We start from the raw sequence: 12,806 nt of genomic DNA, 5'->3' as shown, positions 1-12,806 counted from the left end.
GTGAATTAGAACGACTTCAGTCGTCTGGCTTATAGAGTTTTCGAGCTTTGGATGTGGGGCTAGCATTTACCAAGTTGGTTTTATTTACGCAAGGACAAATGAATATGAAATGGTTGAACAATTTAACGATAACGCAAAAAATGAGTAGCTTGGTTGGCGCACTGCTCAGCCTCATCATTCTTGTCTCTGCGTTTGCGGTCACCAAAATGGAGAAAGTTGCTCTAGAGATAGATAGCATCGCCAATAATAATATTCCTTTGACCAAAGTCGTTACTGACTTAGCGGTTCACCAACTTGAAAGTGCAGTCATGCTGGAAAAGTTGCTGCGTTTCTCCCAGATCCCGCTTGAGTCCTCTGCGAACGAACAACAGCAATATCTCAACAAGTTGCGACTCGGTGTCGACAAGGGGCGGCTAGAACTAGAGAAAGCCAACCAGGCGCTAAACATCGCTTTACAACAAAACGTCATGCCAGAAGTTCAACGTTATTTACAAAACTTAGAGCGAGATTTTCAAGCGTTGCAGCAAGAACAAGCAAGTTTTGAGCGTCAACTGAATAAACTGCTGGAAGAGTTGCACAAAGGCGTTGCTGCGGCTGAACTCGTTACCTTAGCCGCAGAGTTAGAGGCCTATACAGAGCAACTGGATCATCATTTAGTTGAGGTGTTGGGCAAAATTGAAGCGGCAACGATTCAATCGATCTATATCGCCGAACAGGAAGAAAAAGAAGCACTTAGCGGTATGTTGCTCCTCTCTTTGTTTGCGTTAGCGTTCGGCGCAACATTGGGTCTGTTGTTTAGCAAGCAGATTGTTAGATCGGTTGCCTATGCAAGAAATCTCGCTTACAAAATCGCTCATGGCGATCTCACCCAGCGAGCTCAGGTGGATTCCAAAGATGAAATCGGTCAGTTACTAACACACATGAACAGTATGGCTCAAGCGCTTGAAAGCATGGTCGGAGAGGTCATGGATAGGGCCAACACAATAGCTTCGACGGTGGTTGAATTAAATGCTGTTGCTGAAAGCAACAGACGTTCTGTATCGAAACAGCAGCAGAATATGGATCAAGTAGCGAGTGCGATGCATCAAATGGCCGCGAGCATTACCGAGGTTGCTAGTAGTGCCGAAGAGGCCACGATGTCGACAGCAAGAGCGGATGAAAATGCTAAACAAACTTGCGTTGTGATTAGTCAAACCCAGTCCCTGTCTAAAGAGTTAGTGGAAAGCGCGCAAAGTTCGCAAAAAATCATAGAAGAGCTACAAACTAGTACCGAGCAGATCCAAAACTTTGTCATGGTGGTCGAAGGCATTGCTGAGCAGACTAACTTGCTCGCGCTGAATGCGGCAATAGAAGCGGCTCGTGCTGGTGAACAAGGACGAGGCTTTGCCGTGGTGGCGGATGAAGTGCGTGCGCTTGCCTCGAGAAGCCAACACGCGACACAGGAAATCGGTAATCTGATCAACACCCTGGTTGTGCGCGCTGGTACGGCGGTAGATATGATCCACTCTAGCGATGAAAAGATCGAGAGTAGTTTTGCGTCTATCGAAGAAGCGAAAGCGCAGTTGGATGTGATTTCAAATGCGCTTGCTGAATTGATGGAAGCGAATACCCAAGTTGCAGCAGCGAGTGAAGAGCAGGCGGTATCTGCCGAAGAAATAAGTAGCAACCTCAACGGTATTCGCGACGCTGGTGAAATTGTAATGATGAGTTCAAATGAGACATCCCAAGCCAGTGAGGACTTAGCGCAGCAAGCACAAGCATTGAAAATGCTTATGGGCAAGTTTGTAGTCAAACAGTCAATATGAATAAAGCCGCTGCTGGCCCACAAAGTGAGCGGCGGCTTTTCTTTGCCCTTCATACTGAGCGTAGATCCCGCACTTATGGCATTGGTGCCCAAGTCAGTGTTTTCCCATTACTTAGCTTGGCCATCAGAGTGTGTGGCGCGATCACTTCTCCTCCTGTTAGCTTAAACGGCTGCGCGCTAAAATTTGCACTGAGAATCGAGCCATCACTAAAGCGCGTTTGTTGCACTTGGCCTTGCTTATCCAGCCAGCGAAAATCGACCAAGGCTTTATCCCACAACTGCTCATGCAAGGGCAAAAAACCTTGTTGATAGTGTTTGAGCTGCTCGATACGCGCGGAGTTTTTATGCGTTTCATCGCGGCTTAAATGCACCATCGCCGGAGTGTTAAACAGCATGGCACGCAAATCACGCACGGCTTTGACATTGGTAAACTTCAAACTGTCGCTGTGCCAGTGGTGGCTACTGATCAGCTCGTCATGAAACACCGTTTGATAGAGCGGCACTTTGTACTCTGGAGCAAACAGTAAGCTGCGGTAGGGCTCTTTAACTTGCGCCGATTTAAAGAAAAAATCCGGTTTTTCATCGGGATACCAGTTGCCCAAATAATAAGGTGACTGCTTGTCACTCTTCATCGCTTGGTCTGTCCAGCCAAAGCCGACTGTTTCCATACCATGAGCAAACACCAGCCCTTGAGTGGTCAGGGCATTGCCATCTTCCGATCCCAAAATCAGCGTCGGCGTGTTTGCAATATCCTGCATTCGGGTGTTAAACGCAGCCAGCATCGCGGTTTCGTTGTTGCGCGAGCGGTAATCTTCCCGCGCCATGGCGGTGCCATCCACATCGAGAAACAGGCTGTTAAAGCGCCCCAAATGGAGAATATCTTGCACGCGCTGTTTAACGTAACTGAGTTCACAGGCGGGATTGAGATAAAAGCCGTTACCGCGAAAGCCCAGTTGCAACGTGCCATCAGCTTTTTCAATCGCGCAGTTTTCGCGCATGCGATCCGGCAGCTGCGCGGTCAGCCAACTGTCGTTGATGCCTTTTTCAATCGCAGTATTGTATGAGTCATACACGCCAATCAAATAACCGGCTTGTTTGGCGCTATCGACCACTTGCGGCTGATAAAAAGCGGGCATCCAGTTATCGAGACCTAGCCAGAGTTTGCTTAATCCCGCTTGCTGAAGAGTGCTGATCATGGGTTGCGCTAACCCTTGTCCCCATTGATCGCTTGGTTTGAGGTATGCGCCTGCGTGTTCAGTCAGCCACACTTTGCGCTGCTGCGCGGCTTGGTACTGCGCTTGAATGGACGATGGAGCGGCGCTGAACTTTTGGTTCAAGGCTTGGTTTATCTCACCGACCAGCAATTTTTTCTGATACTGATTAAGCCAATCTTGGCCTTTTTTTAGGCTCGCCAATTCCTTTTGTAATTCTGGTTAAGGGGTAAACTCAGAGCGCCAAAACCAATCGCGCAGTCCCCACCAATCCACCACATCTTGCTCTGCGATTAAATCACGCCCGAACAGATAGACGTGGCTTGCACCAATCATTTTTTCGATCTGCGGATTTGCCTTGCGTTTTTCCGCAAGTGAAACACGCAGCCCCGCGGCTTCGCGCCAGTCGCGATACGCTTTGGCTCCGGCCAGCATCTCATCGCCCACGGTGATGCGCACGCTAAAAGGCTCACTTTGGTTCAGCGGGGTAAACCAGTGCTCGGCTTTCACGTCCAACTTGCCTTGCTGCTCATTAAAGTGCAGCTGGTTATTGGTGGCGTTGAGCAGTTGATAGCTGATGAATCGTTCGCCCTGCTGCGCGCTCCAGAACGGCATTTTGAGATCTTGCGTGGTATTGGAGCCCGAATGATTGTCTATCAAATAGCGTGTCCAAGTCGGGTTATCGGTCGGCACTCGCATTCCTTCATCAAACGGCAGTAATAGCGTTTGGGTCGATGCTTCACTGAGATCAAACCTGCGCAGTGCTTTGGGTGCTTGGCGTTCAATCCCACTAGCACTTGGCCAGCGAAAGTGGATGTTCAACCCTTGTTGCAACTGCGCAGACACTTGCACGCCACTTGGCTTGAGTGTCCATGTTGCTTGCTCGGCGCTTTGGGTTACTTGCGTTGCCTGTTGAGTCTGCCCATCAATCTGCAAGCTGCCTTGGTTGATGGTGAAAGTTTGCGAGTCTAGCTTAAGGCTGATGGCAAGCGTAGCTGGGTCAATTTGCCAGTGCTGATCGCCCTGTTCTAAGGTCAACGCAAAGCTCGGCGCGCTCACCAGCAGCAGTAGCCCCAGTGGGGAAAAGGTGAATTTCATATCGGTCTCCTATCGAATAACCCAGATATTTAACCTTGTCCGTCGATAGGTTTTGTCACCAGTATGTCTTTCTCACTTTTGCCTGAACTTAGTCAATGGGTATCGTGAGGCGCTGCATTTGCTCAACGCGAATAGTGCCTTGGTATTCACTTTGAGTGATGCTGAGACTACGCCAGCGCGCTTGAGAAGGGGCAGAAGGTGGGGCTGGGGGCTGATCACGGTTGATGGTTTGTGAGTGCAGCAGGGTAAAGTTTTGATCAAAAAATTGCCAACGAGCCAGTGACGATGCGCAGCCCGAAGGCGTGGAGGGGAAGCGGATAGTGAGATCGGCCGCGCTGGATTGTTCAATCCACGGTGTGCTGGAAGGGGCCGAAATCAGCAGCGCCATGCGCTGCTCGCCCAAAGTGAGCCAATAGACACCTGCGGCATACGGCGAAAGCAGATCGCGACTTTCCACTTCGGCGTAATCGGCAGGCGCAAGCTCCGTTTCTAACACCGTTGCACCTTGTGCAGAAGTCAGACGCACCGCCAGCGGCTGGCTGAGGTTTTCGGCGCTCAGCCTCACTTGGTAGCCTTGAAAGGTCTGATTGAACTTATGAATAAAAGTCACCGCAATCGCGAGATCGTTAGGCGATGTGCTTGGAAGTGCCTGTCCACACTGGGTTTGACTGAGGATAGCCTCTTTGATGGGTTGCCAAAAATCCTCGGCTACGGGCGTGGTAGACAGTGTGTGGATGAGCTCGTGCCACGCTTGCGTGGGATGCCCATCAACCAATAGCTGATAACTGCTTTGCAGTGGTGTGGTGCGAAACCAAGCATGGGTGGGGCTTGGCGGCGTTTTCGCTATCGCAGCGCCACTTATCAACACGCTTACTAACGCACTGAGTATGCCAAGTCGCACAATGTGATTGCGAAAAGAGGCGCAGATCATACGGCGGCTACTTTGAGGCGATAACCGACACCGCGCAGGGTCTCGATATCCAGTTGCGGCAGTTTTTGCCGCAAATGCAAAATGTGGTTATCCACGGTGCGCGTGGTCGGGAAATATTGATAACCCCAAATAAGATTGAGCAGCTCATCACGGTGATAAACGCGCCCCGGATTTTGCAGTAGCATCAGCAGCAGTTGAAACTCTTTCGGTTTGAGTTCAACCGGCGTTTGGTTATTAAGTACAGAGCGATTGGCCACATCGACCACAATATCCGCGTAGCTGAGTACGCTACTGCCGAGCGGGCGCAGTTGCGCTTCGATGCGTGCCAGCAACTCTTGGTGGGAAAAGGGCTTGAGCACATAATCTTTCGCCCCCGCTTTGAGCCCTTCAATCCGTTGCTCCACTTCAATTTTGGCGGTCAGTACGATCACTGGCAGGGCTTTGAGCATTAACCAGTACGGCAGATGTTTCAGGCTATCACCATCGTGCAACTGCCGATCTAAAATCACCAGATCGGTACTGAACCAGTGCTTTTCGACCTGTTGGCTCTGCGTTACCCACTCGCATGCATAACCATGGTCATGCAGATAATCGCGCAGACCTTGGCCGAGTAAGGTGTCATCTTCAATCAGCAAAATACGCTTCATAGCGGCAGCTCCAAAATACAACGGGTGGGATGACGACGGATAACCAGTTTGCCGCCCATTTGGGTGATGAGTTTTCGCACCAACTGCAAGCCAACCCCCATGTTATCCGTGCTTGGACGAGAGATTATGCTTCGGGGCATCGAGAAGCGTTTGTACAGACGTTGGTAGAAAGAGGGAAATTCACCGTAATCTTTCACTTCAATGCGCAGCGTTTGTGCAACTAAGCTCACCGTAAGGCGAATGGGCGGCGCGCCATGTTGCTTGGCATTGCTAAGTAAGTTGGTGATGCACAGCCCAAGCCAGTAATAGGGCAGTTCGAGCATTGGGTCGTGTTTAAGATGAAGCTCAACCTCAAAGCCCTCGATACAATGCTCGATAAATTCACTCAACTGCGCTGGGTGGCGAGCCATGGTGTCGTGGCTCGGGCTCAAGTAGTGGCGACTGGTTTCGCTCAGTTGTGCTAGCCGCTGATGATCGGCCATTAATCGCCCTAAGCTCTCTTGCGCCTTGGGGGATAACTCATCAAATTGGCCGCGTAGTGATTCGACGGTAAACCCTAAACTGGTGATGGGCGTGCGCAGTTCGTGAGTCAGCAGTTGCAAAATAAAGCGCCGCTCGCGCCCTTCTTGATAGCGCAGCCAAAGTGAACGCAGCGCAGCGCCAAACGCAAGCAACACTCCGATCACCAAACCGCTATACAGCAGCGCATGACTGCTCACGCGCTGATTAAAGCAGAGGTTGCTGTAACGCTCATCGCAAGGCTTGTGCGCTTGATAAGGCTCAAGCGTGAATGGCAGTGGTGCGGTGAGTGCGCGCCACTGCACGCTCGAAAGCACATGCCAGCCCGCTTCGCTGCTTAGCCACAGTTCATCATTTGGCGCAAGATACAGGCGAAAGCCGTTGAGCAGTGCATCCACTCCGGCAGCGCCCGGTCGTTGCCACAAGGTATGTAACGGATGATAGCGGCTCGCCAAGGTGAAACGTGTTGGGTGCGCAGAGGCAAAGGTTGCCTGCTCTGCATCCGGTAAGTGCTCAATATAGCGATCTGCGTAGCTGCCTCCCGCCGGATGTTGCCACGCAACACGCTGAAACCACTCTGCGCCGAGCGGCGTTTGGCGACATAACGCCAACTCAAATTCGACCGCTTTCGCCAAATACGGCGAAGAGGAGTTGAGCGGCTGGCACTGCTTGGCCGTGGCGGCTAAATCTGCGATGTCTTGCCACGTATATTGAGTAAAATCAGGATATTGACTGTGACTGCTGAGGAGCGCTAACGGGTATTGATTGAGGGTTTGGCTAGCCACCAGTGGCGTGCTTTGCTGCTCAAGCGCCACGCGATAAAAAATCGACCAACGCTGAGTTTCAGGCAGGTCAATACTGGCCAGTGTGGGAACTGCCCATAAGCTACACAGTAAGAGGCTTAACCAGCGGTGAGTCAGCAGCAAGGTCATGATCTAAACACTTAGAATTGGGTTCATGCCAATAGTAGTGTCTCAAGACGGAGATTTGTAATCTGTATGTCAACAAATGTGTCATTCAGAGCAAAACGAGCGGCAGACTTTCTACTTTAGGTAGGAGAACCACCGCTCGATTGATTAAAAGTAAAACGATGGCTTTATAACTCGATGCTTTTCACCATACCCGCTTCGGCGTGGCCTGGAATGTTACATGCAAACTCGACTTTGTTATCGCCGTGGAAATGCCACATCAGTTGTTTTGCTTTGCCGGGTTGAACGGTCACGGTGCTGCCGCTGTCATGAGTGTGATTTCCCATTTTTTTCATCATTTCGCGGTGTTCAAGCTGTTCAGCCATAGAGCCGATAGAAAACTCATGGTCGATTTTACCGGTGTTCATGACAACGAACTGCACTACGTCGTTTGGCTCAATTGTGACTTCTTTTTTAAAGGTGATTTTCATGTCATCGCTCAAAATCACATGCACGATTTTGTCTGGTTTTGAACCTTTGGCTGGCATACCAACATCCGACATGCCTTCCATTCCCATCATGTTCGAGTGGTCCATCTTCATGCTGCCTTCTTTCATGTTGCCATGATCCATTTTACTGTGGTCCACTTTTTCATGCTCCATCTTAGAATGGTCCATTTTTGAGTGATCCATGGTGTTCGCAAATACTGCGGTGGCAGAGAAAGTCAGTGCGGCTGCAATCAGTGTTTTTGTCATCTTGTTCATGGTTTTTTCCTTTTTAAGTCGTGTTCTTTTGTGTTCTGTTGTTGATTGTTTTGTTAAGGGGGCAGTCAGTACTGCCCCTGATTTTCTATTCGGTTTTGGTCAGTTCTTTGCTTTTCCATAACTTGAATATGGCAGGGAGAACCAATAGCGTGAGCAGAAGTGCCGAAGCCATGCCGCCAATCATCGGGGCTGCGATGCGCTGCATCACTTCAGAGCCCGTGCCTTCACCGTACATGATTGGGATAAGGCCAATAATCACCGTTAGAACCGTCATCATGACTGGGCGTACACGTAAGCCAGCGCCTTCGCGGATCGCATCGGTGAGATCTTGTGGCTTAAGCGCTTGCTTGTTTTCTTCAGCGTGAAGCTTTTTGTAATGCCATGCTTGGTTGAGGTAGACGAGCATGATGACACCGATTTCCACCGCCACCCCGGCTAGTGCGATAAAGCCGACCCCTACCGCAATGGAGAAGTTGTAACCGAGGTAATGCATCAGCCATAGGCCTCCCACCATTGCGAGTGGTAATGTCGCCATAATGATCAGCACTTCACCAACGCGGCGGAAGCTGAAGTACAACAGCAGCATGATGATGGCTAAAGTAATTGGCACCACGACACTGAGTCGCTCTTTGGCGCGTTCCATATATTCATACTGACCAGACCAAGCAAGTGAGTAACCAGCAGGAAGTTCAAGCTGCTCTGCTACCACTTGTTGCGCTTCTTGTACGTAGGAACCTAAATCGCGACCATCAATATCGACAAACACCCAGCCATTTGGACGTGCGTTTTCGGTTTTGATCATCGGTGGGCCATCTTCATAGCGAATGTCTGCCACGTCGGCGAGTGCAATGCGTGCTCCGTTGGGCGTTACCAGTGGTAGGTTTTGCAGTTTGACCACGGAATCACGGTAGTCTTGCGGATAACGCACATTGATGGGGTAACGTTCCAGACCTTCAATGGTTTCTCCCACGTTCATGCCGCCAACCGCGGTGGAAATCACTTGTTGAACATCTTTAATACTCAAACCGTAACGTGCTGCCGCTTTACGTTTGATGTCGATGGTGACATAACGTCCACCCGCAACACGCTCAGCGTAAACAGACGCGGTGCCTTGCACGCCTTTGAGGAGCGGTTCGAGTTGTGAGCCGATCTGCTCGATCACTTTCAAATCAGGACCGGCGATCTTAATGCCGATCGGTGTTTTGATGCCTGTGGCAAGCATGTCGATGCGGGTTTTGATGGGCATCACCCATGCGTTGGTTAAGCCCGGGAACTGAACAAGGTTATCAAACTCCTTGCGAAGTGATTCTGTCGTTACGCCTTCACGCCATTGGTCGCGCGGTTTGAGCTGGATAACCGTCTCGATCATGGTCAGTGGCGCGGGATCGGTTGCGGTATCGGCACGGCCAATTTTGCCCCACACCGTTTCCACTTCCGGTACGGTTTTGATCAGCTTGTTGGTTTGTTGCAACAGCTCACGCGCTTTACCGATGGAAATACCCGGATAAGTGGTTGGCATGTACATCAAGTCGCCTTCATCCAATGGTGGGATAAATTCACTGCCCAAGTGACTGGTCGGGTAATAAGCCGATGCCATCAGTCCCAATGCCAGCACGATCATCGATTTTGGGTACTTAAGACTTAAGCTTAGCAGTGGGCGATAGAGCGAAACCAACCCTTTGTTGACAGGGTTTTTGTGTTCAGGCAGTACCTTACCACGAATAAAGTACCCCATGAGCACAGGCACAAGCGTAATCGCCAGACCTGCCGCTGCCGCCATTGCGTAGGTTTTGGTGAAGGCAAGTGGCGAGAACATTTTGCCTTCTTGACCTTCAAGAGCGAACACGGGCACAAAGCTTAACGTAATGATAAGCAGTGAGAAGAACAGCGGCGCACCGACTTCTTCGGCTGCTTTGCCAATCACTTGCCAACGGTTTTTGTCCGTGAGTGGTGTTCGTTCGATGTGCTTGTGCACGTTTTCGAGCATTACGATTGCCCCGTCCACCATGGCACCAATCGCAATCGCGATACCACCGAGAGACATGATATTGGCGTTAATCCCTTGCCAGTGCATGACAATAAAGGCAGAGAGAATACCGACAGGCAGGCTAAGCGCGATGACCAAGGAAGAACGGATGTGGAACAGGAACAGCGCACAGACAATCGCTACGACGATGAACTCTTCCGCCAGTTTCTTCCAAAGGTTCTCTACCGCAGCATTGATTAACGTTGAACGGTCATAGGTGGAGACGATTTCGACCCCTTCTGGCAGGCTGCGTTGCAGATCGGCCAGCTTGGCTTTGACGTTATCAATCACTTCGCTCGCGTTTTCGCCAAAGCGCATGACAATAACGCCGCCTACGGCTTCCCCTTCACCATTAAACTCAGAGATACCACGACGCATTTGTGGGCCAATATTGATATCGGCAATATCCCCCAATAGCAGTGGCGTACCCTTGTCGGTCACCTTGAGTGGCAGTGACTGAATATCCTCGATACTGGTGAGATAGCCTGTCGTGCGCACCATGTGCTCGGCTTCTGCTACCTCAATCACGGACGCACCGCTTTCTTGGTTGCCGTTTTGGATGGCCATGTTGATTTGTTGCAAAGTCAGGTTGTATGCGCGCAATTTCGCGGGATCAATTTGCACTTGATACTGCTTGACCATGCCGCCAACGGTGGCGACTTCAGAGACCCCTTCGACCGTTTGCAGCTCATACTTTAGGAACCAGTCCTGTAGGCTTCGTAGTTGGGCTAAGTCATGCTTTCCTGTTTTGTCTTGCAGCACGTAGCTGTATATCCAGCCCACACCTGTTGCGTCTGGACCGAGGGTAGGTTTGGCATTCGCGGGTAATTTTGGCGCGACTTGGCTTAAGTATTCCAATACGCGTGAGCGAGCCCAATACATGTCGGTCTTATCATTGAAGATGATGTAGACGTATGAATCACCAAAAAACGAGTAACCGCGCACCGTTTCTGCACCCGGTACCGCTAACATGGCGGTGGTGAGTGGATAGGTGACTTGGTCTTCCACGACCTGTGGCGCTTGACCTGGGTAACTGGTTTTGATGATCACCTGGACATCGGAAAGGTCGGGTAGAGCGTCAACGGGGGTATTTTTGACGCTATACAAACCACCAAGAGTCAGTAATACGGTGGCAATCAACACCAGAAAGCGGTTGTTGAGTGACCAGCGAATAATGGCAGGAATCATTGTTTACCTCCCAATACTTCAAGCTGTTTTAAAACGTACTCTGAGCCCTGTTTCGCTACTAGAAATCGTACTTTCTGCCCTTCTTCAAAGCCCGACAAATTGATCTCTTCACCTACGGAGAAGTTCATTTCACCTGAATCCCAGTTCCATTCCGCGACGGGAAGGTGGGAGAGGGTAACCATGCCAAAATCCGCCATCAGCATTGAGACATCACCACTTAACCAGACTTCGTTAACGATGACGCTGTTGTCTGCTTTCACCGCAATAATTTGGTATTGGCCTTCGGGGGTTTTCTCCATTTCAAACTCAATCGCTTGGCCTTTTTGTAGCGCACTCAGGTCTACACCTTGCGCGGCGTTGAAGTTCATGGTCATGCCTGGCCAGTTCCATTCAGGTACGGGCTGGTGGTTAATGGTTAACATGCCGTGATCTGCCATTAGATCGGTGATTTCACCTTTTGCCCATGCGGTTTCTGCCGCTGCTTCAACCCCGTTTATACGAGAGAGATCTGCGCTTTGACTGGATTCAGAGTCGAGCATAAAGTGCGCAGAAGTTACAATGCGATCATTGATGGTTAAACCTTGCAGCACTTCGATTTTATCACCCGCTTCGCGTCCAATTTCGATGCGCGCCGAGCGGTATTTACCTTCGCCTTCCGCTAGGACAACACGTGTCATGCCACCAGAGCGAATCACTGAGGATTTCGGAATCGTCAGAACGTCGGAGTCACTCACGGGTTGCAGTGTGATGTTGGCAAACATGTTGGGTTTGAGTTCACCATTGGGATTGGCAAACTTCAGGCGCATACGTAGCGTGCGTGTTTTTGGGTCGAGAATAGGGTAAACATAGTCGATAGCTCCTTGCCACTCTTTACCGGGCAATGAATCCAACGTCATGCTGGCTTGGCTACCGTTGGTTAGCCAGTGCGCTTGTCGCTCGAACACTTCCGCATCCACCCAAACTTCGTTGAGGGGGCCAGCACTGATGACGGCTTGAGCGGGAGACAAATAGCCCCCTTCACGAATGTTTAGGCTGGCGATAACACCATTGGCTAACGCTTTGACTTCGATGGTTTGCGATGCTTTACCGCGGCGAAGGACTTGGTTTATCTGCTCGCGATCCACACCGAGTGAGAGGAGTCGTTCTGTCGCGCCCTTGACGAGCCCATCGCGGCCAGTGCGTTTGGCATTGAGCAGCTCTTCTTGCGCTTTAACCAGTTCGGGAGAGTAAAGCGTAAAGAGGACATCGCCTTTTTTCACCTGTTCTCCCACGGCATTGATGTAGAGTTTTTCTACCCAGCCGGAAACACGGACGTTGGTTTGCCAGAGTTTACTTTCGTCAAAGGCGATATAACCAACGGTTTCAATACGTGGAGATAGCTTGGCCAGTGTCACGCTATCGGATTTGACGCCGAGATTGTTTTCAACCGATGGATCGATTTTCACAGTGCCTGCTTTGTCATTCGCACCGGCTAAATCTTCCGCATAAACAGGGATGAGGTCCATGCCCATTGGCGATTTTCCTGGCTTGTCACGTTTGTAGTTTGGGTCCATAGGAGCAACCCAATACAGAGGCTCATTGCTGCTTTGAGCACTGCTTGTTGAGGCCATTGCACTCATATCGTGGCCACTCAAATAACGGTTTGCTGCGAATCCGACAGCACCGCCAACCAAAAGGGCAATAGTGGCAACTTGTAGTGTTTTCATGATT

General features: G+C 50.5%; 7 protein-coding genes and 1 pseudogene. 1 reads left to right on the top strand and 7 read right to left on the bottom strand.

Annotated elements, in window-relative coordinates:
* Nucleotides 1-104 precede the first annotated feature (104 nt).
* Nucleotides 105-1,805, top strand: coding sequence for a methyl-accepting chemotaxis protein (locus tag EWA64_RS20885; RefSeq protein WP_061894341.1), 1,701 nt, complete (start codon nt 105-107; stop codon nt 1,803-1,805).
* A 73-nt stretch (nt 1,806-1,878) separates the two neighbouring features.
* Here the strand turns inward: EWA64_RS20885 and EWA64_RS20880 are convergent.
* From EWA64_RS20880 to EWA64_RS20850, 7 genes and pseudogenes are all read right to left on the bottom strand, one after another.
* A pseudogene (locus EWA64_RS20880) lies at nt 1,879-4,113 on the bottom strand (glycoside hydrolase).
* Nucleotides 4,114-4,201: 88 nt separating this feature from the next.
* Nucleotides 4,202-5,044, bottom strand: coding sequence for a DUF2861 family protein (locus EWA64_RS20875; RefSeq protein ID WP_061894342.1), 843 nt, complete (start codon nt 5,042-5,044; stop codon nt 4,202-4,204).
* Entirely contained in the window at nt 5,041-5,691 is a 651-nt protein-coding gene (locus EWA64_RS20870; RefSeq protein ID WP_061894343.1) for a response regulator transcription factor, read from the bottom strand. Before EWA64_RS20870 ends, EWA64_RS20875 begins: the two co-directional genes overlap by 4 nt.
* The gene (locus EWA64_RS20865; RefSeq protein WP_061894344.1) at nt 5,688-7,142 is read right to left on the bottom strand and encodes an ATP-binding protein; all 1,455 of its coding nucleotides are present in this window, start codon (nt 7,140-7,142) and stop codon (nt 5,688-5,690) included. Before EWA64_RS20865 ends, EWA64_RS20870 begins: the two co-directional genes overlap by 4 nt.
* A 164-nt stretch (nt 7,143-7,306) precedes the next feature.
* Nucleotides 7,307-7,873: a copper-resistant cuproprotein CopI gene (gene copI, locus EWA64_RS20860; protein WP_170320335.1), complete on the bottom strand. Its 567-nt coding sequence runs from the start codon at nt 7,871-7,873 to the stop codon at nt 7,307-7,309.
* 94 nt (nt 7,874-7,967) lie between these two features.
* Nucleotides 7,968-11,096 (bottom strand): efflux RND transporter permease subunit, encoded by a 3,129-nt coding sequence (locus EWA64_RS20855; RefSeq protein WP_061894346.1) that lies wholly within the window; start codon nt 11,094-11,096, stop codon nt 7,968-7,970.
* Nucleotides 11,093-12,802 carry an efflux RND transporter periplasmic adaptor subunit gene (locus EWA64_RS20850; RefSeq protein WP_061894347.1) on the bottom strand — a complete coding sequence of 570 codons (1,710 nt, stop codon included), beginning with the start codon at nt 12,800-12,802 and terminating at the stop codon, nt 11,093-11,095. The genes EWA64_RS20855 and EWA64_RS20850 overlap by 4 nt, the downstream gene beginning before the upstream one ends.
* Nucleotides 12,803-12,806 lie beyond the last annotated feature (4 nt).

This window comes from Vibrio cidicii, from assembly GCF_009665415.1.
Classification (GTDB): domain Bacteria; phylum Pseudomonadota; class Gammaproteobacteria; order Enterobacterales; family Vibrionaceae; genus Vibrio; species Vibrio cidicii.
Note: the sequence above shows the minus strand (reverse complement) of the source record. Positions and strands in the feature narration are given on the sequence as shown.